Consider the following 24,647-nt stretch of genomic DNA (forward strand, 5'->3'; position numbering starts at 1 on the left):
AAAAGAAGAATAATGCAGATCAAGAAGAGAGCAGCCGCCGTCGCCTTGCTCACCGCAGCAACGGTCGTTCTGACCGGCTGTGCGTCGGGCTCGAGCACGTCGTCCGGCGGTGGCGACGCCGCCGCCTGCGAACCCTCCGAGGGCAAGGTCGACCTCACGTTCACCACCTGGATCCCCGGGATGGAAGACGTCGCCGCAGTCTGGAATGAGGAGAACCCCGACGTTCAGGTGAAGGTGCAGACCGGCCCGAACGGGAACGGCGGCACGTACCAGAACTTCTTCAACCAGCTCAAGGCGGGCAACGCGCCCGACCTCGGCCAGATCGAATACGACGCCCTCCCGAACTTCCGCGTGCAGGACGGCCTGATGGACCTCGCCGCCTGTGAGGGTGTTCTCGACGCCAAGGACGACTTCGTGGACTGGACCTGGGGACAGGTCAACTTCGGTGAAGAAGACGCGGCCTACGCGGTGCCGCAGGACGCCGGGCCCATGGCGATGTTCTACCGTGCCGACCTCTTCGCCGCCAACAACATCGCGATCCCGACCACCTGGGAAGAATTCGCGGTTGCCGCCGAAGCCGTGCGCGCCACCGGCGGCTACATCACCAACTTCTCGCAGAGCGACATCAACCAGTTCGCCGGATTCGTCTGGCAGGCCGGGGGAAGCTGGTTCGAGAACGACGGCGAGAACTGGACCATCGACCTGACCAGCCCCGAGTCCGTCAAGGTCGCCGACTACTGGCAGGACCTGATCGACCGCGACCTCGTCTCGACCAACCCGCCGTGGACCGACGAGTGGAACAACGCCTACAACACCGGATCCAACTGGACCTGGAACTCCGCAGCCTGGGGTGCGAACTCCATCGCCAGCGGTGCTCCGGACACCGCCGGCAACTGGTCCGTCGCCCTCTCCCCGCAGTGGGCTGCCGGCGAGAACGCCGCCGGCAACTGGGGTGGCTCGTCCACCGCAGTCTTCAAGGGCTCCGAGCACCCTTACGAGGCGGCCCAGTTCGCGCTGTGGCTGAACACCTCTGACGAGGCGCTCACGATGCTGAACAAGTCGGCCAACCTGTACCCGGCCGCCAAGAGCGGCCTCGAACTGCCGGCCCTCAAGGAAGGCATCGAGTTCTACGGAGGCCAGGCCATCTACGACGTGTTCGCCGAGGCATCCGGTCATGTCTCGCCCGACTTCATCTGGGGCCCGACCATGACGCAGGTCTACAACGACACCTCCGACGGCTTCAAGGGTGCCGTCACCGGTAGCGGAACTCTGACGGATGCTCTCACGAGCGCTCAGCAGAGCACGATCGACGCTCTCGAGGCTCAGTCGATCCCGGTCACCAAGTAGCATCAGCTCCACTGTGTCGATTCCCTACCTCCGTGCCGCGGGCACCAGCCTTGTGCTGGATGCCCGCGGCACGGGCGTGCCCGTCATCGTGCACTGGGGCGCCGACCTGGGTGACCTGAACGGTGAACTGCTGGAAACGCTGGCCGACGCATCCGTGCCGGCCATCTCGCCGAGTTCGATCGACGTGCCCCTACGGCTCTCGTTACTGCCCACCCTCGCGGCCGGCTGGAGCGGGCGTCCGGGCGTGAGCGGGTTCCGGCCCGGTGGGCGCGGCGGCGTGGCCCTCGACCTGCGCCTCACCGAGGTTCAGTCGGGCGGTGTGCGTCCGGGCGTGCCGTCTGCCTCCGGCCGCACGCTGCCCGGCACACAAGTCCTGACGATCTTTCTGACGGATACCGCGGCCCGGGTGGCCGTGCGCACCGACCTCGAACTCTCGGTCGAAGGTGTGCTGCGACTGCGCCACACCCTCACCAACACCGGTGACGACCCTGCCTCCGCACCCTTCGAGCTCGGCTCGCTCGACGTCATCCTGCCGGTGCCCGACCGCGCCGGGGAACTGCTCGACTTCACCGGGCTGTGGACCCACGAGCGTCGGCCGCAGCGCAGTACGCTCGGCCACGGCGTGTGGAGCCGGGAGTCCCGTCACGGCCGCCCCGGCCACGACGACTCCTATCTGATGGCGGCCGGAACGCCCGGGTTCGGCTTCCGCACCGGCGAGGTATGGGCCACCCACTTGGCCTGGAGCGGCGACAAACACGTCTGGGCCGAGAACAGCGCGCTGGGCTACTCGGCGCTCGGCAGCGGCGAGCTGCTGGCTCCCGGCGAGCTGAGAGTGGCTCCCGGTGCGAGCCACACCACCCCGTGGACGGTGGCCGTGTACTCGGCTGCCGGGCTGGACGGGCTCTCGGCTCGGCTGCATCCGTGGGTCCGTTCCTGGTCGACCATCACCGGGCACCGCCCGGTCGTGCTGAACACCTGGGAGGCCGTGTACTTTGACCACGACCTGCCGACCCTGGCCCGCCTGGCCGACGCGGCGGCCGTGGTCGGGGTGGAGCGCTTCGTGCTCGACGACGGCTGGTTCACCGGCCGCTCGGACGACCGGCGGGCCCTCGGAGACTGGTTCGTCGACCCGGTCACCTGGCCCGGCGGATTGCACCCGCTGATCGAGCATGTGCACGCGGCCGGCATGGACTTCGGTCTCTGGGTCGAACCCGAAATGGTCAGCGCCGACTCGGACGTCGCCCGCGCGCACCCGGAGTGGGTGCTCGGCGGGGTGGACGCGGCTGGTGTCGGTGGTTCTGGGGCCGGTACTGGTTCGGCATCCGTCGGTGTTTCGTCGCCGGCGCTGACCTGGCGGTTCCAGCGCGTGCTCGACCTCGGCAACCCGGATGCCTTCGGCTGGGTGTTCGCCCGCCTTACCGCCTTGCTCAACGAGTACCCCATCGCCTACCTGAAGTGGGACCACAATCGCGACCTGCTGGCCGGCTCCTCCCACCGGCAGACGGTGGCGCTGTACCGGCTCATCGATGCCGTGCGTGCCGAGCACCCGGGCGTCGAGATCGAGTCCTGCGCGTCGGGGGGAGCCCGGGTCGATCTCGGAATTCTCGAGCGCGTCGATCGGGTCTGGACCAGCGACACCAACGACCCGCTCGAGCGGCAGCAGATCCAGCGGTACTCGAGCGTGCTCCTACCACCGGAGTACCTCGGCGGGCATCTCGGCGCCGCCACCGCACACACCACCGGGCGCACCTCCGAGCTCAGTTTCCGGCTGGCGACCGCCCTGTTCGGCAGCGCCGGCATCGAGTGGGACCTGACCCGCGCGAACGAGGCCGAGCGGGTGCAGATCGCCACCTGGATCGCCCGCTACAAGCAGCTGCGGCCGCTGCTGCACTCCGGTGTCGTCGTTCGGGCCGACCCCAGCGACCCGGCCCTCGAGCTGCACGGCGTCGTGTCGCCCGACCAGAACTCGGCCCTGTTCGCCCAGGTGGCGCTCGCCGCCCCGCGCGCGGCGCTACCGGAGCGGATGCGGTTCCCCGGTCTCGCGCCCGAGCGGCGCTACCGGGTGGCACCGCTTTCGCTCGGCGCGCCCCCGCGCACGATCCAGGATGCCCCGCCGGCCTGGCTGGCGGAGCCGGGCTCGTCCGGTGCCGCCGGTGCCTTTGGTGCCGAAGGTTCAGTGACGCTGACCGGGGCTGTGCTCGCTCTCGTCGGGCTGCCCGCGCCGCTGCTCGCCCCGGAGCAGGCCGCGCTCTTCACGGTCGACGCGGTCGACTGCAACCGCTGAATAGTCACTGACCAGGCATCCGTCACCCGGGCCGTCAGCGCACCGAGACGCGGCGACTCTCGGCGCACATGGTGGGCGGTGCAGGTCGTGGCAGGTTTCACCCGGTTGCGGTCGGGTTGCGGCACCGAAACACCAGCCCCGGGCAGTACCCTCATCGAAGCACTCGCCTCGGGGAGACCGGCTCCTCGGGTCACCCTCGTACCGAAGGAACTGGCATGAAAATCGAGAACATCGAACTGCGGCGCGTGCACATTCCCCTCGTGCGGCTCTTCCGCACCTCGTTCGGCACGTCGACCGGACGGGCGGTCACGATCGTGCGGGTGACCACCGCGGATGCCGAGGGCTGGGCCGAGTGCGCCGCCGATACGAGTCCGCTCTACAGCTCGGAGTTCCTCGACGGCAGCGACCTCGTCATTCGCGACCACCTGATCCCGCGGCTGCAGGGGCTCGGCGACCGGCTCACCGCCGAGCGCGTCGCCGGGGCACTGGAGCCGGTGAAGGGGCACACGATGTCCAAGGCCGTGCTGGAAACGGCCATCCTCGACGCGCAACTGAAGGAGACCGGCGTCTCGTTCGGCGGCTACCTCGGCGCCGTGCACGACGCGGTTCCGGCGGGGGTGTCGGTGGGCATCATGGACTCGATCGACGAGCTGCTCGAGGCCGTGGCCGGCTACCTGGAGGAGGGCTACCTCCGCGTCAAGCTCAAGATCGAGCCCGGCTGGGACCTCGAACCGGTGCGCGCCGTGCGCGAACGCTTCGGCGACGAGATGCTGCTGCAGGTCGACGCGAACACCGCCTACACCCTCGCGGATGCCCGCCACCTCGCCCGGCTCGACCCCTTCGACCTGCTCCTGATGGAGCAGCCGCTGAAGGAGGACGACCTGCTCGGCCACGCCCACCTGGCGCAACGGATCAGAACCCCGATCTGCCTCGACGAGTCAATCGAGTCGGCCCGGGATGCGGCGACGGCCATCACCCTCGGTGCCTGCAGCATCATCAACGTCAAGCCGGCGCGGGTGGGCGGCTACCTGGAGGCCCGTCGCATCCACGATGTGGCGGCCGCGCACGGCGTGCCGGTCTGGTGCGGCGGGATGCTCGAAACCGGCATCGGCCGGGCGGCGAATGTGGCCCTGGCCGGGCTGCCGAACTTCGTGCTGCCGGGCGACACCTCGGCCTCCAGTCGATACTACGAACAGGACCTGACCGCGCCGTTCGTGCTCGAGAACGGGCACCTGCGCGTTCCCACGGGACCGGGCATCGGCGTGGAGGTGCTGCCCGATGTGCTGGCCGGTGTCACGGCATCCGTCACCGACATCAGGTTCCAGACCTGACGGTCGACGGATGTCCCGCAGTGCCACCCGCAGCGCAACGCGCCTGAGCGAGCCGCTAGCCTGAGGGAGAAAACCTGCACCGCACCGAACTCCTGGAGGACACCATTGCTGTTGACCGCCGACCTGTACGACCAGCGCGGGGAAGACCTGCAATCCGTTTCGCTCCAGTTCCTGAACCTGGGTGGTCTCGCCCGGTTCTGCGGCCCGATTCGCACCGTGACCTGCTTCGAGGACAACGCCCTGCTCAAGGCGGTGCTGTCGACGCCCGCGGCCGGCGAGGTGCTCGTGATCGACGGCGGCGGCTCGCTGAACACGGCGCTGATGGGCGACATGATCGCCGACCTCGCGGTGCAGAACGGCTGGGCCGGCGTGGTGATCAACGGCGCGATCCGCGACCGGGTGGCCATCGGAGCGATGCCGCTGGGCGTGAAGGCCCTCGGCAGCAACCCGCGCAAGAGCTCGAAGGCCGGCGCTGGAGTCACGGATGCCGTCGCCCGGTTCGCCGGCGTGACGTTCACCCCCGGCCGCACGATTTACTGCGACGAGGACGGGATCCTCGTCGAGCGGTGACGCCCAGCGGACGCGACCCAGCACGCGCCCCGGCAAGACGCGCGGCGCCACCCGAGGAACCTCACTCAGGTGGAGCCGCTGGTGCGGGGGCCAACGTCACTGTTGATTCGTTCGACATACGCCGTTTCGGACCTACTCCGCAACGGTACTTCGTCATTGGTCGCCTTGTCACCATCTGCGAGCTAACGATTCGTACCGATCCGGCGGCGCAGCTCAGCGCAGCGTCGGGCGGTCGGAGCTCACGACCTGGCTGCGCTCGGTGAGCTCGACGACCCGCTGGGTTCCGTCGTCGAGGGTGACCTCCACCTCGAAGGCGTGGTCGAGCGCTCGGCTGCGGCGGAAGTCCGTCACGGTGCCACTGCCGACCTCGGCCAGGGCCGCCTGTCCGGCAGTCGTGCGGTCGACGCTTGCGAGCTCCGCAGCGGTCAGCACCCGGGGCTCGGCCACGGATGCCGCGTCGCCCCTCCAGCCGGGCGCACTCACCCACACGACCGTGAAGGTCTCATCGAGCTGAACCGCGACCTCGACGCCGTTCGGAAGCCGGGTGTCGACCGTGTAGGACTCGGAGGACGCGGAAAGCGCGGGAGACAGGGCGGGGCCGCGCTGAGCATCCGTCACCGTGGCAGGCCCGACCTCGGTCAGGGCCGCGCGACTCGCACGCGCCAGCTCGGTGTCGGTCAGGGTGGTCTCGTCGTCGCCGAGACCCGTGGCGGCCGCGATTCCGGCAGCGCCGGCACCCACGGCGACCGTGGCGGCCACCGCAGCCGCGATCCAGGTTGACTGTCGGATTCCGGGCACCCTGATTGCATTCACACCCCCAGTCTGGGGGACTCCGGGCGGCCTGGAGGCCACCGTGCCCTCCACCGTGCCCTCCACCGTGCCCTCCACCGCGCCCTCCACCGCGCCCTCCACCGTGTCAATTTGCCTTAGTCGCTAAACTAAATGCATTCGACGAAAGGCGTGACTCATGTCCGGCTCCTCTCCCACTCCGGCTCGCGAAAACTCCAAAGGCATCTGATGGGCCGCATCCTCGTCACCGGTGCCTCCGGAACCGTCGGCCGGGCCGTGGCCGCGGCGCTCGCGTCCACCGGCGAGAGCGTCATCTCCGCGGTGCGGAACCCGGCCGGCTCCGAATTCGCCCTGAACCCACCGGCCGGCACGCCCCGTGCCTTCGATTTCTCCGACCCGACCGGCTGGGCCGGCGCCTTCGCCGGAGTCGACCGGCTGTTTCTGCTGCGCCCGCCCGCGATCGCGAACGTGGCGGACACCCTGATCCCGGTGATCGACACGGCGCTGGCGCACGGCATCCGCCAGATCGTCTTTCTCTCCCTGCAGGGTGTTCAGTTCAACCCGGCCACTCCGCACCACGCCGTGGAGAAGCACCTGCGGCGTCGGCGCGCCCCGTACACGTTTCTACGGCCGAACTTCTTCATGCAGAATTTGTCGACCGTGTACCGTGCTGGCATCCGGGAGCGCGGCGAGATCTATCTTCCGGCGGCCAGGGCGCGCACCGCGTTCGTCGACGCCCGTGACATCGGGCGCGTCGCCGCGCGGGTGTTCACCGAGCCGGGGCACCTCGGCAGGGCCTACACGCTGTCGGGCGAGCAGTCGCTGGATTACTACCAGGTGGCTGACATCCTCTCGGCGGTGCTCGGGCGGCGCATCGTTTATGCGCGGCCGAGCGTCGATGACTACCTCGCCCGGTTGGCCGTGCAGGGCGCAGAGGCCGACTTCATCGCCGTGCAGAAGATGATCTACCGGGTGGTGCGCCTGGGGGTTTCCGCGTGTCCGAACCGGGTGATCCGGCGGCTCTCGGGCGATCCGGCAACCACCTTCCGGCAGTTCGCCACGGACCACCGCGACGTCTGGTCGTAGGCCGCACCGGTACCCGCATCGGCACCGGGACCGCGGGCGAACCCGGTGCGCCAGTCGCCACGCCGTCGACACCCCCCTTCGGGGACTGCGTGCTCCCCGTCCCCGGTCGCTAGATTCGAGTCAGCAAAGGGGATTGCGATGACGCTGGACAGTGCCACGTTGCAGGAGAGCCTCGCGGCGCTGTCAATCACAGAGCAGCTGCTGCGGGTTCAGGGGAGCGTGCCCCGACGGTCGCGGTTCGCGGGGTTCTTCGGCCTGTCCCCGCACGGCGCTGACAGCATGTCCTGGTATCGCGGGGCCAAAGGAGAGATTGTGATGGGCTCCATCCTGGCGACGCTGCCACCCGAGTGGACGGTGTTGCGCGCCGTGCCCGTCGGCTCCTCGACCGCCGAGATCGACCACCTCGTGATCGGACCCGGCGGAATCTTCACGATCACCACGAAGCACCACCCGAGCAATGACATCCGTGTCGCTCGGGACACGCTGCGGGTCGACGGCGAGTCCGTACCGTACCTGCACAACGCCGCATCCGAGGCCGAGCGCGTCACGAGCCTGGTGCGAGAACGGATGCCCCTGGTCGCGCCCGTGCAGCCGGTGATCGTGTTCGTAGAGCCTCGGCTGCTCACCATCGAGCAGAAGCCCGAGCAGGTCAAAGTGCTCGACGCGGACGAACTGCGCCGGTGGCTGGTCAGGCTCCACCCCGTGCTGTCGGCCGGTGAGGTGCAGGAGGTGGCGGACCTTCTCGACAGCCCGCACGTGTGGCACGTGCTGCCCGACACCACTCCCGATGATGTGCGTGAGCGGTTCACGGCGCTCGATACGCGGGTGCGATCCGCGGGCATCCGACGGATGCTGTGGGTCCTGTTCGCCGCGGCGGGCACCATCGCGGCCGGTTACGTCGTGTTCCGGCTCATCGAAGCCGCGCTCGCGACGGCCTGAGCCGGAACGACGCTCCCGAAGCGGGGGCCTACTCGGGCAGGCGGCGGCGGAACTCGTCCGTCAGCGCGTCGAGCGCGGTGCAGATGGCCACCAGAGACTCCTCCACCCCGCGGGGTGCCGCGGCGTCCTCTTTGATCGTGTTGATGTGGGTTTCGAGCAGCCCGAGCTGGGTTTGCACGACCCTCATGTTATTTACCATCCGACCATCGTAGGTGGCCGGTTCAGGCCCGCCCCCAGAGGGAGTGCCACCCGTTGGGGTGAGCCGTTACAATCGACGGTGGGGGACCAGAAAAGATGACGTTGGAAAGTACCAGAATGCGCCAGCGCTTCGCGGCCCAGTTCATGATCGAAAAGCTGCTGCGCGAGCAGAGCGGCATTCCTCCACGAACCCTGTGGGCCCGGTTTCTGGGGCGTTCTCCGCTCGGCGTGAACTGTGAGGGCTGGTACCTGGGCGCCCAGGGCGAGATCGTGGTCGGCGAAAAGTTGGCGACGCTGTCGCCGGAGTGGGCGGTCTTCCACGCGCTGCCGATCGGCGGACACGGCTGGGACATCGACCACGTGCTGGTGGGCCCCGGCGGCGTCATCACCATCAATACCAAACAGCATCGCCGCCAGCGCGTGCTCGTGGAGGAACGCAGCGTTCTGGTGGACAGCCGGCCGGTGCCCTACCTGCGTCACGCGAAATTCGAGGCGGAACGGGTCACGACGCTGCTGGAAGACCGCCGCCCGCTCCCGACCCCCGTGATCCCCCTGGTCGTCCTCGTCGGTGCGCGCAGCATCGACGTGCGGTCATCGCCGAAGCCGGTGACTGTTCTCGATGCCGCCGAGCTCGTTCCGTGGCTGACGTCCCTGCCGATCGTGCTGGGCCCGGCGGATCGCCTGCGCGTCATCGAACTGCTCGACGACCCCGACATGTGGATCGATGTTCCGCTGGGTTCGGGCGAGGGCCTGATCGAAGGCTTCTCTCGGCTCGACTCCGCGGTGCGCGCCGCAGCTCTGCAGCGCACGGTGCTGTTGCCGCTCGAGCTGGCGGTGGCAGCGGTGGCCGCCTTCATCGTGCTGAACTCGGCGACGACGATGGTCGTGGGGATACTCGCGTCCCCGTGAGACCGGGGGACAACAGGTGATATCGGGCTCTCTACACCCTGAACCTTAACGCTCGGGGTCATTCTCACAGGCGACAGGCGTACCCTCTAGGCACAGCCTCTCACGAAGGTTGGAAGGGGAGTCAGTGGTGTATACCCGCGTGCAGTCCAGCGTCGCGGTGCAACAACTCGCCAACGGTCTGCACGATGCGGGCCGTGATCGTCCCTGGGTTGTGGTGTCGTCGCCGTTCGGCACCACCCTGCCCGAAATCGGAATCGACCAACTCGCCGGCCAGATCGGCGACGTCGCGCGCGTCTTCCTGATCGAGACGGGCGAGCTCACCCGCCAGCTCGGCGACCTGCTCCCGGCCCAGTTCCAGGTCTACGGCAGCGCCGGCCGTTCCTACCCCGTCGGCGACGCGTTTGCCGACCTGGCCCGTTCCCGGCTTCGTTTCACGCACGGCGACCCGCAGCACGCCACCGATCAGCTGGTGACGGATGCCCTCGCCCACGCGCATCAGGCTGGCCTCTTCGCGCTCGCCCCGGCATCCGTCATCACCGTGGACGGCACCGTCAAGGGGTTCATGCTGGGCGGTTCCCGGGCACTGATCGAACTCGACGGCGGTGGCATGGCCACCGTCTGGCAGGAGCTGACCTACCCGCCGGTGCCCCTCGACTGGACGTTGCAGACCGGTCAGCGCATCCAGGGCGCGCTCGACGCACCCACCCATCGTCTCAATGTCGAGATCAAGCCGCCCTCCGTGGCCACGATCGCACAGCGCTACCCGCACGGCAGCATCACGCTCGCTCTGGTGCAGAAGGTCAGTGCGCAGCGAGCGGTTCTGGCCCTGCACCCGCACCTGGCGCTCACGATCACCCGGGCCGATATCTCGGCCAACCCGCTCGACAAGGTCGATGCCCTGCTCTCCGAGGGTGACGTCGTCGCGGCCCGGGTCATCCACCTGCCGAGCGGTGCCCTGCACCTGTGCCTGAGCGACGTCGACGACGACGAAACCGTTCTGCCGTCGCTGTGTGCCGTGCGGAACGGACCTCCCTGGCTGCAGGAGAATCGTCCGCTGCTGCCTCAGGTCGAGGAAGACGCCGCCGCCGTGGTCGAACTCGACAGCCAGCCCGCGCTCGTGGGTGCCTCCGCATCGGCCCGCCGCGCCGCGGGGGTCGCCCGTATCGGCATTTCCGGTGGTTCCGGTCTCTCCGCTGGTTCCGGTCTCTCCGGTGCTGCCGGGGTCTTCGATGCTGCCGGCGTCTCCGGGGTCACGGTCCTGATCACGGCAGGCCCGACATCGGACCGCCTTCACCCGCGCCCGTCGCCGGGTCCGGGCCGCGTGCACGCCCTGCGTCCGGCCACGACGGGGGCCATCCCGTTCCGGGTCACGCCCACGCCCGTTCCCGCGCCACACTCCGCGCTGCAATCGACCCAGCTGTCCCTCGCCGAGGCCAAGTCCCGCATCGTGCGGCTCGAGAATCAGCTTTCCGAGGCCGGCGCCACCGATTCCGACCTCGCCAAACTGCGCGAGCAGGCCCGCTCCGCACAGTTGCAACTGCGCGATGCCCTCGTCGAACTCGCCACCCTGCGCCACACGGTCGCGGAACTGCGCGACGACCAGCGGGCCCAACGACGGATGCTGCGCGAATCCCGCCGCACCGTCCCCGCCCACTCCACGGTCAGCGAATACGAGTCGCGGCGAGCCGCCTGGGACGAACCCTCCGGCTGGGTGCGGCATGAGATCCTCCTCGCCTGGGTCGACCGGGTTCCGGAGTCGGACCGCGAGGAATGGAAGCTGCCGCACAGTTACGTGCTGGGGGAGCGGTTCACCGAATCTCTCGCCGGGCTCGACGACGGGCAGCTGGCCAAGGCGTTCAAGGCATCCGTCGACGTGCTCACCGGCCGGGTGAAGACCCTCAAGGGGCGGCACCTGCACGCGCTGCGCCAGGGCGCAGGGCCGGCCGACCCGCACCTGCTGCGCTGGGACGGCGCCCGCTGCATGCGCGTCTCGATCGAGCAGAACACCCCCGCCGCGCGTCGAATGCACTTCTGGCAGCTCCCGGATGGCGGCATCGAGCTGGGCCGCATCGTCACCCACGACGACATGGAAGCCTAGGCCTCGACCGGGACGGACTGCATCCAGCCCCTCGTCCGGACGGATTCCTACCCGCTGGTGCACGGGGTTCACTGCGTCACCGGCACTCCGCCGACAGTGTTGGATGACGTCATTGAGGCCGACGCGGGTCAACCCGCAGCAGGGGTCAACCCGCGGCGTGAGTCAACCGCAGCGTGAGACAACCGCAGCGCGGTTCGACCGCAGCGGGGAGCCCCGAGCCGGCCTAACCCAGCGCCGCCAGCGCCGACCCGTATTTCGCCGCGAGCCTCTTCTGCGCGCTCGCGTCCAACTGTTCCACCCGCCAGGGCTCCAGGTTGTCGGCGATGTCGGCGCGCTTCACGGCGAGAGCGATCGGGTTTGCGCGAATGCCGGCGTAGTAGTCGGCGTCGCTGACGACATCCGTTCTGGTGAGCACAGTGACGGCCTCGACCACACCACCCGGGATGCCCGCTTTGAGCAGGTCGTGGCGGGTGATGTTCGAGTCTTCGAGCACATCGTGCAGCCAAGCGGTGGCCTGCTCGAGGGGATCGTTGAGGCGCTCGGAAACGCGACGGGGATGGTTGATGTAGGCGGCGCCGAGCTTGTCGACCTGGCCCAGATGTGCGGTTGTGGCGATTGTTTTCGCAGCGGCGACGTAGGCATCGGCTGTGGTGACTGTCATGGAGACCCCCCTCTTGGCATTACGAACAGAGCAGTGTGAGCGGCTCCGCCCACGCCTGCAACGTTAGCCCGGGCCTCCGCCCGGTGCTAGGACATCGGCGCCGGGAAAGCGCGCCTCGGCATCCGTCACCCCGAGTCTGTGCCGGACGCACCCCTCGATTTGGGGGGCTCTTGAGCGGCGAAAAGTTTAGCCTCGCCGGTTGCGCGCCGAACCTGACTGATAAGTTTTTCTCAGGTGACCGACTGGTCGCTGGAGAGACGGTCACTTTCACGTCAATCGCAAGGGCACACCCGTCGTGAGGCGGGGTCGCAAAGGCACGGAACCCTCGGGTCAGCCGGCCTACCGAATGAAAAGGAACCGCCCCAGATGAACCTCACCTCCCTCGAGGCCGACACCAGATGCGGCCGCTCAGCCGCGTCTCTGTCGTCTCGTGGCGCGGTGGACACACCTCCGTTTTGTCGTCCCCTTGGGTAGGCGCACGACTGAAACGGTGGAAGCCGGGCGAGATTAGGGATCTCGTCCTGATCTGGCAGTGCGATCGGGAATCGATTCGGGTTCGGTTCCCGATCGCATGCTTGTTTCACACCTTGGCACGGCCCGCGCTGAGAAGCCCGGCCCGCCGATCCGAGAACGACCGGCTCACCCGGGAACACCACCCGTGATGACTGCACCGACGCAGGCATTGAACCGCACATCCGCAGAATCAAGGACCGGCAACAGAACCCGCCGCCGAGGACCTCCGTACACGCCGGGCCCCTCCCGGTCAACCGGGCCGCTTCGCCGTTCCGATCGCCGAGGCTGGAAGGTTGTGGCTGCTGCGCCGCCGATCCGGTGGGTCACCGCGCCCAGGCTCGTGCTCGAATTGTTCGACCTGCGCTGCTGCTGCGCGGGTGGTGCGCTGGTGCCGCGCGGGTGCTGCGCGGGTGCTGCGCCGCTGCGCCCGTGGCGCGCCTCCAGCGCAGCGGCGTAAGCCCCGCGCGGGGTTCCGACGCCGCCCGTGAGCCGCCCATCGGCATCCGTCGTGAGCGGAGCCGGTGCGTTCGTGGCCAACTCAGGAGATGCGGGCGGATGCTGCCCGGCAGCCCCAGAAACGCGGCAAAGTTTCGGCCGCGTTGGCGGTTTCTCCTGAGTTAGCCACACCCGCGCGGGCGGTTGTGGCCTGGTCTCCGAGAACCGGGCGACGACGGATGCCGCCGAACCGGTTCCCGAAGACGGCCGACCGGTGGTTACAGGGCCGGCTTCGTCACAGAGTTGCTCTGCAACGTGACGGCGGTCTGGGCCAGCAACCGGCCGGTGATCGACGCGCCGGTCTTCATCGCGATCATGGTCTTGCTCAGGATCGTGCCCTCGAAGTGCGCGGTGGTGCCGACCGAGACTGCACCGGCGGTCTGCCAGTACACGTTCTTGGCCTGCACTCCGCCGAGCAGGGTCACGTTTTTGGCTGAGGCCTGGTCGATGTTGCCGGCGATCTGGAACACGAAGACGTCGTCCGGGCCGCCGGTGAGGCGCACGTCACTGGAGATGGTCACGTCGGTGTTCCACTTGTAGAGGCCGGGCTTGAGAGTGAGACCGCCGATTTCGCCGGCACCCAGGTCGATGAAGTCGGGGTTCGTGCGCCCAGCCGCGTCGGAATAGGCGATTTCCATGTCACCGACGGATGTGCTCAGGAAGCTCGGGTCCGTCACCGCGCACGGCGGACCGGCGGCGTCGACAGTGAAAATGGTGCCGGTCATGACCTCAGGGCAGGTCAGAAGCACCGCGGCGCCGGTGATCGGGCTGGCCCCGACGTTGCCGTTGACTGCGGACGCGTAGACGTTCGTCACGCCGGTCTTCGACAGGATCGCGAAGGAGTCCGCCGTGCCGAGCTCGACGGGACTTTGGGGGAGTGAGCCGGCGACGGCCGCTCCGCCCAGTCCGGCGCTGCCGACGCCGACCACGGCGACGACGACAAGCAGTGCCAGAACTCGCTTCCGGGCCGTGGATGCGCGGGCTAGGGACGTGCGGACGGATGATTCGTGGAAGTGGAACATGGTGGTCCTTCCTTTCGCCAGTCCCGCACGATGCGGGTCTGGGGCAGGGCCACTGTGGGAGTGGTCCCCGACGCTACACGTCGGGTTTCTTCGCGCCGGCAGGGCCTGTCAGGGCCGACTTCACCCCGAATAGAGCCCCCGGTCTCACGGCAAACAGGCGTCCTCCACGCACACCATCGCACGCCCCACGGGACCGCTTCCAACGAATCGAATCTGTCTGAACCCCAGATTAGGGGTAGTTTTCACGCCCTCCGCCAAGAGGGGTGTCGGCCCCCCGAATTTCACCCAATCGTTGCCTACACGCCATCACCTCCGGCTTCGGTGCGCTCCTCGAAGGTGAAGCCGCGCTTCTCCTTTTTGCGCACATCCGTCACGTAGCGACCGAGGTTCGCGCTCATCGCGGCGACCTCGCCCGAAGCGGCAGCGAAGGTCATTGAGCTGGCGGCGTCGAAGCCGAGTGCGGCCCCGGTGAGAACGGCGTCCTGGTTGGCGCCGAGGAAGACGAAGTCCCAGCTGTACGATTCGGTCTGCCGGTTGATCAGCGCGCGCACGGCATCCGCGGAGTATTCGCTGCTCGAGTTCTCGCCGCCATCGGTCACAACCACGACCTGGACGGTGCCGGGACGCGCGTGCTCGGGCAGCGCCCGCAGCGTCTCGCCGAACTCCGTGACGGCGATGCCGATCGCATCGTGCAGCGCCGTCATGCCGCGCGGGTCGAGTTCGACGGTGATATCGCTTGGGTCGGCGAGGGTGTGGGTGTGCTCGATTTCATCGTCGAAGGTCACGATATCCACGGTGAGCAGGCCCGGCTCGGCGGCCTGTGCGGCGAGCATCGCGGTCAGGCCGCCGACCATGTCGTCACGGATGCCGGACATCGAGCCGCTCCGGTCGATCACGAGAAGCAGAGCGGTGTAGTTGGGATCAGTCATCTGTACCTCCTGGTTGAGGCTCCCTCGTGGGGGAGTACTTCAGAGTCTCAGGAGCCACTGACAGTGCCGGCAGTGGTGCGGCAGTGGCGTGGCAGTGGTGCGTCGGCGGCGGCGGCGGTGGTGGTGCAGTGCGGCTCTGGCCATCCGTTGCCGACTTCGACACCTTCGGTCGAGTACGACAGGTCTGCGGGCCGAACTCGACCGGAACTGTCGTTCTCCGCGAGCCCGCAGGCCTGCGGAGCCTGACAAGCACGGCTGCCCGACGTCGAACCAATTCGACGGAGATGCCGGCGAAAACCGGCTTTCCGGTGTGTGGAGGATGGATTTTGCCAAAATCTCCGTCGAATTCGTTCGGGGCGCGGTTCAACGAGCCGGAGACACTTTCGGGGGGAGTAGGTTGCCACCACGTGGCACAATCCGCGTGACACGCGGCCACGCGGCCACGCGGCCGTAGGGCCACAGATCACCGGGTCGCAGAACTCACAGAGGGGTGGAAGAACAATGCTCGAGAGCAGTGTGGTGTGGTTCAACGAGATCGGACTGGGTGACATTCCGCAGGTCGGCGGCAAGAACGCGTCGCTGGGCGAAATGGTGCGCGCCCTCAGCGACGATGGCGTGAAGGTGCCCGAGGGGTTCGCGACGACCGCGAACGCCTATCGCGCGTTCATCGCGGCGAACGGGATCGAGCCGGCACTGCGGCGCCAGCTCGACCTGTTCCACGACGGCCGCGCCTCGCTGCGCGTCACGGGCGAGGCCCTGCGCGAGCTGTTCCTGGGGGGTGAGTTTCCCGCGAACATCGCCGACGGCATCCGTGCCTCGTATCGGGAACTGTCGGAGAAGGCTGGGCACCCGAACCTGCCCGTGGCCGTGCGCAGCAGCGCCACCGCCGAAGACCTGCCCGACGCCAGCTTCGCCGGCCAGCAGGAGACGTTCCTCAACGTGACGGGTGAGCGCGATCTGCTCGACGCCTGCCGCCGCTGCTACGCCTCACTCTTCACCGACCGAGCGATCAGTTACCGCGAGGTCAAGAAATTCGACCACCTCGAGGTGGCGCTCTCGATCGGCGTGCAACGGATGATCCGAGCCGACGTCGGCGGCTCCGGGGTGATGTTCTCCATCGACACCGACACCGGTTTCCCGGGCGTGGCCGTGATCAGCGCCGCCTGGGGGCTCGGCGAAACGGTGGTGCAGGGCACGGTCAATCCCGACAAATACCTGGTGTTCAAGGCGCTGCTCGACCAGCCCGGCGCCACGCCCATCATTGAGAAAACTCTCGGCGAGAAGGCCCGCAAGATGGTCTACGCCAAGGGCGGCAGCGCCCGCACCCGCACTATCGACACCCCCGATCGCGAGCGACAGGCGTTCGTGCTGACCGACGCGGAGATCGTGAAGCTGGGCCGATGGGCCGTGATCGTGGAGAACCATTACGGCCGGCCGATGGACATGGAATGGGCCAAAGACGGCCTGACCCGCGAACTGTTCCTGGTGCAGGCGCGCCCGGAGACCGTGCACTCGCAGGCGAGCGGCACCCGGTTCACGGTGAGCACCCGGACCGAGACGGGGCCGCTGCTGGTGACCGGGGTCGCGATCGGCGACAGCATCGCGAGCGGCGTGGCCTGCGTGATCAAGGACCCGGCCGACATCGAGAAGTTCGTCGACGGCGCCATCCTGGTCACCGAGATGACCGATCCGGACTGGGTGCCGATCATGACCCGCGCGGCCGGCATCGTCACCGACCACGGCGGTCCCACCAGCCACGCCGCGATCGTCAGCCGCGAACTGGGCGTGCCGGCCGTCGTTGGCACCGGGATCGCCACCGACACGCTCACGGATGGCCAGATGATCACGATCTCCTGCGCCGAGGGCGACGAGGGCTACGTTTTCGAGGGCAAGCTGGCTTTTGAAACCGAGGAGATCGACCTTGGCACCGTGCCGAAGACCCGCACCAAGGTCATGGTCAATATCGCGAGTCCGGCCGCCGCCTTCGAGTGGTGGCGGTTGCCGGCCGACGGCGTGGGGCTGGCCCGGATGGAATTCATCATCAACAACCTGATCCAGATCCACCCGATGGCGCTCGTGCACCCGGAGCGGGTCACCGACCGGGCCGCCATCCGTCAGATCGAGGAGCTCACCCGGGGATATATGGACCCGAAGGAATACTTCGTGCAGGCGCTCGCGCTCGGTATCGCGAAGCTGACCGCGCCGTATCATCCTGACCCCGTGATCGTGCGGATGAGCGACTTCAAGACCAACGAATATGCGCACCTGATCGGCGGGTCGGTCTTCGAGCACTCGGAGGAGAACCCGATGCTCGGCTTCCGTGGCGCCTCCCGTTACTATGACGAGCGCTACCGGGAGGGCTTCGCCCTAGAGTGCCGGGCGATCAAGCAGGTGCGGGAGAAGATCGGCTTCGACAACGTGATCGTGATGGTACCGTTCTGCCGCACCGTGACCGAGGCGGACCGTGTGCTCGCGGTGATGGCGGAGAACGGGCTGGTGCGCGGCGAGTCCGGGCTACAGATCTACATGATGTGTGAGATTCCGGCCAACGTGATCCTGGCGGAGCGTTTCGCCACCCGGTTCGACGGCTTCTCGATCGGCTCCAACGACCTCACCCAGCTGGTGCTGGGCGTCGACCGCGACGCCGAGGACCTCGCCGCCCTCTTCGACGAACGCGATGACGCCGTGAAGCAGATGATCCGCGAGGCCATACACAAGGCCCACGCCGCCGGGATCAAGATCGGCATTTGCGGGCAGGCGCCGAGCAACTACCCCGACTTCGCGGCCTTTCTGGTGGAGGAGGGCATCGACTCCATCTCGCTCAACCCGGACAGCTTCCTTAAAACGGTGGGCCGAATCGCGCAGGCGGAGCGGGACCACGACACGGCGTAGGAGGGACGCGCTGTACACGAAACACGGCGTCGGAGGGATGCGCCGGACACGGGACACGCCGTCGGAGGGTCGCGGTGGTGGAGGGCGCGTTGTCGCGGGCGAGAGGCGGCAGCAGAAGACGGATGCCGGTGTGCGGCATCCGTCTGCGTGTGACGTGTTCGGTGTGGTTAGCGCTCGGCCTCGTCGAAGTCGTCGAGCACGGCCTGCTCGTATGCTGCCTCGGCGGCTTCCGCCTTCTGACGGGCGTCGGCGACGCGCACGCTGATCTCGTGCTCGGATGTGCGCAGTCGTTCGGCCGCCCGCGGGCTGGCCGTGTCGAGCAGGTCCTCGAGGGTGTCGGGGTCGAGGTGCACGGCAGCCAGCGCGTCGACTTCGGACCGGGCGACGGCGGCCTTGCTCCGCAGGATGCGCAGCCTCGATTCCTGCGCGAACTTCCTCGAGAGGCGGTCGGCGGCCTCCGCGGGGGTCCGTTCGACGGGAACCATGCTCTGCTCGGACCCGTTCTGGTTGGTGTTGTACCGCTCGGCACCGTCGCCGCTTTCCGTGTTGCTCATCGTGTCTCCCTTTTCCCGCTGGCAGCCTAGCGCGGCAGGTGTCTGCGGCAAATGGGAGCGTCGGCGGGGCCCGCGCCGCCCGCGCCCAGCGGCTAGCGCCCGCCCGGGGCGGCGCCGGACCAGGCATTCCGCAGCAGCAGAGTCAGGTCGTCGGGGGTGACCGCGCGCGGGTTCGACGCGGGGACGGCCGGCAGGATCAGTACCACGGCCCGGGCGATGTCCGACTCCTGAAACCCGAAGTCCCGCAGCGCAGTCGGTGCGTGCAGGCTGTCCCGCAGGGCGAGTAACCCTTCGACGGCGGTGCAGGAGCCCAGGGCGGCGGCTATCTGCGCCTCGGCCTCGGTGGCGGCGGGCGCGTTGAGGGCGACCACATGCGGCAGCACGATCGCGTGCGTCTGCGCGTGCGGCAGCCCGAAGGTCCCGCCCAGCACGTGACAGATCGTGTGATGCAGACCCGAACCGGCGCTGGAGAACGCGCTCGCCGACAGGTACGCGCCATAGAGGGCATCCTTCCGGCCGGCCAGAGCTCCGTGGATGCCGCCGCCCCCCAGAACCGGATCGCTCCCCGATGTGTCCGATCCGGCCGCTTCCGCGGTGCGCGGGCCGGCCCCGGGAGCCACGGCGATTCGCGGCAGTGCGTGGGCCAACATCCGGATTCCCTCAGCGGCGAGCAGCGCGCTGACCGGGTTCGCGCCCGGGGCCCAGAGGGCGTCGACGCCGTGGGCAAGGGCGTTCAGCGCGCTGGACACGCTCAGCTCGCGGGGGAGGGACAGCGTGAGGTCGGCGTCGTAGATCACGGTGCCGGGCAGGACCCTCAGATCGAACCCGGTGGTCTTCACCCCGTTTTCGACCAGCCCCCAGACCGCCGTGGCCTCCGAACCGGAATAGGTGGTGGGCACCGCCACGATCGGCAGTCCGCCGGTCCGCTCGCTGCGCAACGCGAGAATCTTGGCCAACCCGATCGCCGACCCGCCGCCGAGGGCAACGACCACGTCGATGCGAGCCGCCTGGGCCGCCCGATGGGCGCGCTCGGCCGACTCCGCCGGAACGTGCTGCACGATCTCATCGAACACCAGCACCGAACGGATACCGGCGAGCACCGCCGCGGACCGCTCCAGTTCCCGCCGGGTCGCGATCACCATCACGCGCGGGGCGCCGGGGGTGCCGCTGGCACCCGCGATGCCCGCCGGAGCGATCACGCTCCCCGTGCTGGTGCCGGTGCCGGTGCCGCCGGCCTGCACCGTGGCCGGCTGCTCGCCGAGCACCTTGCCGAGCACCTCGGCGAGCAGTTCGCCGGCCCGCCCGGTGCCGAAGAGCACGCGCTGTCGCTGCGTTCGATACTCGAAATCGAGTCCCGGCCCGACGGGCTGCTCCCTCACGGCAGGCCTACGCGCGGGTCTGCAGGGGGCGGGCCAGCCAGGCTCGGGCGGCGGCGACATCCGTGGCGGCGATGCCGTGACCGCCGTCGCGCAGCTCGCGGTCGACCTGGGCGCCGCGCCCGATGAGGGTGGCGGCGGCCCGGTCGGCGCTCGCGAGCGGGGCCATCAAGTCGGAGCGTCCGTTGAGCATCAGCACCGTCGTGTCGACGAGGTCCGTGGCGAGCGGGCGATCGTCGAGCGGGAACATGCCGGAGAACGCGACGACCCGGTCGAGAACGTCGGGGTGCAGCAGGGCCGTGGCCAGGGCGATGTTGGCCCCGTTGGAGAAGCCCACGGCGATAATGCGGCGCCCGCCGAGGTCGTAGTGCTGCCGGGCCCGGGCAATGAAACCGGCCAGTTCTCCGGCCCGCAGCACCACGTCCTCGACATCGAACACGCCCTCGGAGAGGCGGCGGAACCAGCGCAGCATGCCGCCCTCGGTGACGCGCCCGCGCGGGGCGAGCACGGTCGCGCCGGGATCGAGCGTGTCGGCAAGGGCGAGGATCTCCTGCTCATCGCCGCCGGTGCCGTGCAACATCAACAGCACGGGGGCGGAGACATCCGTCGGGTCTGAGCCGGGCGGGCCCGAGTCGCCGGATGCCGTCGACGAACCCGCCCGGAAAACGTGCACCCAGTCGAGATCGGTCTGTGGGGAGTCGCGTTGCTCGGTCATCGAGGGTCCTGCTTCCCCGCGACGAGGGCCGGGTTGTTCTCGCTCGGCAGGGTGATCGGAACGACGGCGCGCTCGATCTGGTCCCGGCTGGGCTCGAGCCACGGTGGCAGCTTGAGCGAGCGGCCCAGTTCCAGCAGTGGCTCGTCGATGTCGAAGCCGGGGGTGTCCGTCGCGATCTCGAACAAGACGCCGCCGGGCTCGCGGAAATAGATCGACGTGAAGTACTGCCGGTCGAGGATCGCCGTCACGCCGTAGCCGCGCGCGACGAGTTCCTGGCGCCACTGCTCCTGCGTGGTCTTGTCCGGCACCCGGAACGCGATGTGGTGCACGCTGCCGCCGGCAGTCAGGCCGACCTGTCCGTTCGGGTCGGCGAGGATGTCCACGATGTTGCCGGGGGCTCCGTCGCCGGCACCCACCCGGATGCGGTCGGTTGTCTCCTCGATCACGTGCATGCCGAGGTCGCGGGTGAGCACCTCGACGGTGCCGGTCGGGTCGGCGACGGTGAGCACCGAGGAATGCTGGCCGCGCACCGCGTACTCGGCGGGCACGGATGCCGAGTCCCAGGGATTGCGCGGATCAATCGTCGACGAGGCCACGAGATCCAGCTGCAGGCCGTCGGGGTCACGCAGGGAGAGGCGTTCCTCGTCGGCGGAGCGGCGCACGAATTCGGATTCGACGCCGAGTTGCGTGAAGTGGCCGGCCCACCAGCCGAGGCTGCCGGCCGGCACCGAGAACGCGGTGGACGTGGACTGGCCCGAGCCGGGGCGCCCGCTGGAAATGCCCGTCCAGGGGAAGAAGGTGAGCAGCGAACCCGGGCGGCCCGCGTCATCCCCGTAATAGAGGTGGTAGGTGCCGGGGTCGTCGAAGTTGACCGTTTTCTTCACGAGCCGCAGGCCGAGGCCGGTCACGTAGAAGTCGATGTTGCGCTGCGGTGCACCGGCAATCGCGGTGACGTGGTGCAGTCCGGAGGTGTGCGGAGTCACGGGGTCCCTTTCTGGCGGGAAGCTGGTCGGTGTGCTGTTGGCGTCGGGTCTGGCATGCGCGTTCTGACCTGCGCAGTCCGGCGTGACGCCGACTTCTATGCAAACACATGTTTCTGTGGATTCATTCCCAGCCTCGGGCGGGCCGACGGGACTACTCTCCCGGGCCGACATCCCAGGAACGCTCCGGCAGGTCCTCGAGCCAGTTCCCGACCGAATTGTCGTTCACCAGGGAGATGCTGCTCTCTGCGGGACACGCCAGCCCCGGCGGCACCGAGGACGACGCCTCGGAGCTCGAATTCCGGCCGTTGGCATCCGTCGGCGGTTGTGCCCCCGCGTTCCCAAACATCGAACCCCCTCAGTCGGCTTTTCCAGTGCGGTCGCCGGGGTCCGGGGCAACAGTTCGACGGTACGCTCGCGGAGGATTCGCCGTCAAGCACTTCGAGAAACGGATGCTGCCGCGAACCTGCCGACGGCCCGTTCCGTCGTCTCCGCGCGGGCGCTGACCCGCGCGGGAACCCGCCCGGAGGCCAACGGAGGCCGCAGCCGGGCCAGGGCCTGAAGCTCGATCTGCCGCACCCGGTCGTTGGACACACCGAGCTGCGCTCCGATCTCCCGCCGGGGCCTCGCGATGTCGCCGCCGAGGCCGTACCGCATGCTCAGGACGCTGGCTTCGCGGTCGGGCAGGAGGGCGAGGTGGCAGGCGAGGCGCTCCAGCAGGAGGGTGCGGCCGGCGGCGTCGCACGGGTCGAGCGCCGTGGCATCCGAAATGGTGTCGGCGAAGGGCACGTTCTCGAGGCCGCTGCCGAGGTCGGCCCAGACTGGGGCGTCGATCGACCGCGGCTGGCCGGTGCGGTTTCGCAGCGTCAGGATCTGTTGCGTGGTGAGCCCGCTGGCCTGGCCGAGTTCCGCGATGGTGCCGTCGCGGCCGAACCGCTGCCGCAGCCGGTGCTGCACCTGGTTGAGGGCGGTGAGCGCCTCGACCTGGTAGGCCGGGAGACGGATGGTTCGGGCCTGGTCGGCCAGCGCGCGTTGAATGCTCTGGCGGATCCACCAGGTGGCATAGGTCGAGAACTTGAAACCGCGGGTGTGGTCGAAACGCGGGGCCGCCCGGATCAGGCCGAGATTGCCTTCCTGGATCAGGTCGAGGAGGTCGAGCCCGCGGCCGGTGAAGTGCCGGGCCACGGACACCACCAGCCGGAGATTCGCGCAGATCAGGTGCTTCATGGCCCGCCCGCCGTCGGCCGCGAGCCAGCGGAGCTCGTCCCCGAGGTCGGCGGCCCCCTCGTCGGAAGCACCCGGTCGCAGCCGTGAGAGTCTCTCCGCTGCGAGCAGCCCGACCTCGACGCGCTGGGCGAGCTCGATCTCATCCGTCTGGGTCAGGAGCGGCACACGGCCGATCTCGTGCAGGTAGGCGCCCACGGAATCGGCGAAGAAGCGGTGACGGGAACGGGAACGGCTCTCGGCGGTGGTCATGCCGGTACCGTAGGAGCGGGCCGGGGTCGGGACCTCGGGGCCGACGCAGCGTGTGCAGAATCACCGCACGGGTCCGGCTGTGCAGGAACCCCGTGCGCCGACCGACCTCGAACGGGGAGTTTCGCTCGGGGCCCGGATCGACGATGATGAGCGGGCAGAGCCGCATCGAGTGGAGGGACGCGACTATGAGTGATGCAGAGTCAAACGATTCCGGCGAGAACTTTCTGCCCGGCCGCGACGGCGACAGTGGCGGCGACAGCGGTGATAGCGGCGGTAATAGTGGAGGCGACAGCGGCGACGTCAGCGGAGGCGACAGCGGGGGCGTCAGCGGCAGCGACAGCGGCGACAGCGGCGGCGTCGGCGAGAGCGAGGTCGACGGCTACGAGGTCTACAACCCGCCGGCGGACCGCTTCCTCACCGCCCAGATGTGGTGGATCGCGAGCGAACTGGTGCGGCGGCATCCGCATCTCCGCATCTCCGGGGTGGAGGTCGACGAGGCCGACCGCCTCCTGATCGTGCATGACGAGCAGGACGGCATGAGCGTGCAGTGGGACCTCGAGGGCGGCTGCAAATTCCTGGTCAACGGGGTTGTGCAGAAAATCAGCTGGATCCAGATGCTGGCCGCGCTCAACCCGCACACGATCGTCAAGCGTATCGAGGTGGCGACCGGACTCGGCATCCCGAAGACCACACCGGCCACGTCCGCCCGGGCGCTGACCTACCGGGTGATCGCCAGCGCGCTGGCCACCGCGACCAACGACCGGTACGAGTGGTACGCGGTTCCGGCGCCCATGCTGCACGACGAAGATCCGGAGAACCCCGGATGCGAGTTCTTCCGCGACTTCCCCTCCACCGTTCGGGCGCGGGCCGAGTATGTCGCGATGACCCTCGATGAGTTCGAGGCGGGCGGTCGCAGCGTGTACTTCTTCCAGCCGTTCTGGGCGCTGCTGCGCGACCTCGAGCCGATCGCGATCTTCGACTCTGCCGGGGTGGTGCACACGACCTCGGGCGCGACGGCGCTGATGCCCCTGTATGAGCGGCTCGACCGCAAGCTCGCGCTCGTGACCGCGCACGTGCTCGCCGACTACTTCCCCTGAACCGGGCGCGGGCACTCGGACAGGCGAGCCGGCCTCCGCTGCGGAGAGGGCAAGCGAGCCGGTTAGCGGATGCTGCCGAGCTGGGTCAGCTTCGCATGCAGCATCGAATCGCTGGGCTCCACCACGTGGGTGCCGTCCGGGAACAGGATCACCGGGATCTGGGTGCGGCCGCTGATCGCAAGGGCACGGTCGGCGCCGTCCCCCACGAGCAGGAGGTCGACGTAGTCGTAGTCGACGTTCCGCGCGTCGAGGAATTTCTTCGACCGGCGGCAGTCGCCGCACCACTCCGCCCCGAACATGGTGAGGCGCTGGGCGTCGGGAGCAGGGGGAGCGGCGAGGTCGGACATGATCTCATCCTAGGTCGGCACCCTGAGTGCCCCGCGGGT

At 68.7% G+C, this 24,647-nt stretch carries 22 protein-coding genes and 1 riboswitch; of the genes, 10 read left to right on the forward strand and 12 right to left on the reverse strand.

Features of this window, described 5'->3' with window-relative positions; genetic code table 11:
• The first annotated feature begins 12 nt into the window (after positions 1–12).
• From E3O22_RS12790 to rraA, 4 genes are all read left to right on the forward strand, one after another.
• Positions 13–1,347: an ABC transporter substrate-binding protein gene (locus E3O22_RS12790; protein WP_134393722.1), complete on the forward strand. Its 1,335-nt coding sequence runs from the start codon at positions 13–15 to the stop codon at positions 1,345–1,347.
• Between the two features lie 13 nt (positions 1,348–1,360).
• Positions 1,361–3,631: an alpha-galactosidase gene (locus E3O22_RS12795; RefSeq protein WP_134393723.1), complete on the forward strand. Its 2,271-nt coding sequence runs from the start codon at positions 1,361–1,363 to the stop codon at positions 3,629–3,631.
• 215 nt (positions 3,632–3,846) lie between these two features.
• A complete protein-coding gene (menC, locus tag E3O22_RS12800; RefSeq protein ID WP_134393724.1) occupies positions 3,847–4,962 on the forward strand; it encodes an o-succinylbenzoate synthase in 1,116 nt (371 codons plus the stop codon).
• A gap of 111 nt (positions 4,963–5,073) precedes the next feature.
• On the forward strand, positions 5,074–5,532 hold the full coding sequence (rraA, locus tag E3O22_RS12805) for a ribonuclease E activity regulator RraA (protein WP_370448392.1): 459 nt from the start codon (positions 5,074–5,076) through the stop codon (positions 5,530–5,532).
• 213 nt (positions 5,533–5,745) lie between these two features.
• Here rraA and E3O22_RS12810 read toward each other — a convergent pair whose 3' ends face one another.
• Entirely contained in the window at positions 5,746–6,345 is a 600-nt protein-coding gene (locus E3O22_RS12810) for a hypothetical protein (protein ID WP_134393726.1), read from the reverse strand.
• A 204-nt stretch (positions 6,346–6,549) separates the two neighbouring features.
• Here E3O22_RS12810 and E3O22_RS12820 point away from each other — a divergent pair, with 204 nt between their 5' ends.
• On the forward strand, positions 6,550–7,407 hold the full coding sequence (locus E3O22_RS12820; RefSeq protein ID WP_166784644.1) for an SDR family oxidoreductase: 858 nt from the start codon (positions 6,550–6,552) through the stop codon (positions 7,405–7,407).
• A 138-nt stretch (positions 7,408–7,545) separates the two neighbouring features.
• Positions 7,546–8,346, forward strand: a complete 801-nt coding sequence (locus E3O22_RS12825) for a nuclease-related domain-containing protein (protein ID WP_134393728.1) — start codon at positions 7,546–7,548, stop codon at positions 8,344–8,346.
• A 28-nt stretch (positions 8,347–8,374) separates the two neighbouring features.
• On the opposite strand, the gene E3O22_RS15965 is transcribed toward E3O22_RS12825, so the two are convergent.
• A complete protein-coding gene (locus tag E3O22_RS15965; RefSeq protein WP_166784645.1) occupies positions 8,375–8,545 on the reverse strand; it encodes a hypothetical protein in 171 nt (56 codons plus the stop codon).
• A gap of 116 nt (positions 8,546–8,661) precedes the next feature.
• Between E3O22_RS15965 and E3O22_RS12830 the strand changes: the two genes are divergently transcribed.
• Both E3O22_RS12830 and E3O22_RS12835 read left to right on the forward strand, forming a co-directional pair.
• Positions 8,662–9,453, forward strand: coding sequence for a nuclease-related domain-containing protein (locus E3O22_RS12830; protein ID WP_166784646.1), 792 nt, complete (start codon positions 8,662–8,664; stop codon positions 9,451–9,453).
• A gap of 124 nt (positions 9,454–9,577) precedes the next feature.
• Positions 9,578–11,551, forward strand: a complete 1,974-nt coding sequence (locus E3O22_RS12835) for a hypothetical protein (protein WP_134393730.1) — start codon at positions 9,578–9,580, stop codon at positions 11,549–11,551.
• Positions 11,552–11,774: 223 nt separating this feature from the next.
• Here E3O22_RS12835 and E3O22_RS12840 read toward each other — a convergent pair whose 3' ends face one another.
• The 3 genes from E3O22_RS12840 to E3O22_RS12850 all read right to left on the reverse strand — a co-directional run bounded on the left by E3O22_RS12840 (position 11,775) and on the right by E3O22_RS12850 (position 15,171).
• Complete coding sequence (locus E3O22_RS12840; protein WP_134393731.1) at positions 11,775–12,212, reverse strand: phosphohydrolase; 438 nt, start codon at positions 12,210–12,212, stop codon at positions 11,775–11,777.
• A 273-nt stretch (positions 12,213–12,485) separates the two neighbouring features.
• Positions 12,486–12,559, forward strand: a riboswitch (cyclic di-GMP riboswitch).
• Between the two features lie 879 nt (positions 12,560–13,438).
• A complete protein-coding gene (locus E3O22_RS12845; protein ID WP_134393732.1) occupies positions 13,439–14,242 on the reverse strand; it encodes an ice-binding family protein in 804 nt (267 codons plus the stop codon).
• 296 nt (positions 14,243–14,538) lie between these two features.
• Positions 14,539–15,171, reverse strand: coding sequence for a vWA domain-containing protein (locus E3O22_RS12850; protein ID WP_134393733.1), 633 nt, complete (start codon positions 15,169–15,171; stop codon positions 14,539–14,541).
• Positions 15,172–15,672: 501 nt separating this feature from the next.
• On the opposite strand from E3O22_RS12850, the gene ppsA reads away from it, so the two are divergent.
• Positions 15,673–18,063, forward strand: coding sequence for a phosphoenolpyruvate synthase (gene ppsA, locus E3O22_RS12855; protein WP_134393734.1), 2,391 nt, complete (start codon positions 15,673–15,675; stop codon positions 18,061–18,063).
• Between the two features lie 167 nt (positions 18,064–18,230).
• Here ppsA and E3O22_RS12860 read toward each other — a convergent pair whose 3' ends face one another.
• The 6 genes from E3O22_RS12860 to E3O22_RS12885 all read right to left on the reverse strand — a co-directional run bounded on the left by E3O22_RS12860 (position 18,231) and on the right by E3O22_RS12885 (position 23,164).
• Positions 18,231–18,617: a hypothetical protein gene (locus tag E3O22_RS12860; protein ID WP_134393735.1), complete on the reverse strand. Its 387-nt coding sequence runs from the start codon at positions 18,615–18,617 to the stop codon at positions 18,231–18,233.
• Between the two features lie 92 nt (positions 18,618–18,709).
• Positions 18,710–19,996, reverse strand: coding sequence for a maleylacetate reductase (locus tag E3O22_RS12865; RefSeq protein ID WP_241976640.1), 1,287 nt, complete (start codon positions 19,994–19,996; stop codon positions 18,710–18,712).
• 7 nt (positions 19,997–20,003) lie between these two features.
• Positions 20,004–20,708 (reverse strand): alpha/beta hydrolase, encoded by a 705-nt coding sequence (locus E3O22_RS12870; RefSeq protein ID WP_134393736.1) that lies wholly within the window; start codon positions 20,706–20,708, stop codon positions 20,004–20,006.
• On the reverse strand, positions 20,705–21,691 hold the full coding sequence (locus E3O22_RS12875; RefSeq protein ID WP_134393737.1) for a ring-cleaving dioxygenase: 987 nt from the start codon (positions 21,689–21,691) through the stop codon (positions 20,705–20,707). The genes E3O22_RS12870 and E3O22_RS12875 overlap by 4 nt, the downstream gene beginning before the upstream one ends.
• A 151-nt stretch (positions 21,692–21,842) precedes the next feature.
• A complete protein-coding gene (locus E3O22_RS12880) occupies positions 21,843–22,037 on the reverse strand; it encodes a hypothetical protein (RefSeq protein ID WP_134393738.1) in 195 nt (64 codons plus the stop codon).
• Positions 22,038–22,120: 83 nt separating this feature from the next.
• On the reverse strand, positions 22,121–23,164 hold the full coding sequence (locus E3O22_RS12885; protein ID WP_134393739.1) for an RNA polymerase sigma factor RpoD/SigA: 1,044 nt from the start codon (positions 23,162–23,164) through the stop codon (positions 22,121–22,123).
• Positions 23,165–23,349: 185 nt separating this feature from the next.
• On the opposite strand from E3O22_RS12885, the gene E3O22_RS12890 reads away from it, so the two are divergent.
• Positions 23,350–24,261: a hypothetical protein gene (locus tag E3O22_RS12890; protein ID WP_134393740.1), complete on the forward strand. Its 912-nt coding sequence runs from the start codon at positions 23,350–23,352 to the stop codon at positions 24,259–24,261.
• A gap of 62 nt (positions 24,262–24,323) precedes the next feature.
• Here E3O22_RS12890 and E3O22_RS12895 read toward each other — a convergent pair whose 3' ends face one another.
• Entirely contained in the window at positions 24,324–24,608 is a 285-nt protein-coding gene (locus E3O22_RS12895; RefSeq protein ID WP_134393741.1) for a glutaredoxin family protein, read from the reverse strand.
• Between the last annotated feature and the right edge of the window lie 39 nt (positions 24,609–24,647).

It is taken from the genome of Cryobacterium sp. TMT2-18-2, from assembly GCF_004402245.1.
Classification (GTDB): domain Bacteria; phylum Actinomycetota; class Actinomycetes; order Actinomycetales; family Microbacteriaceae; genus Cryobacterium; species Cryobacterium sandaracinum.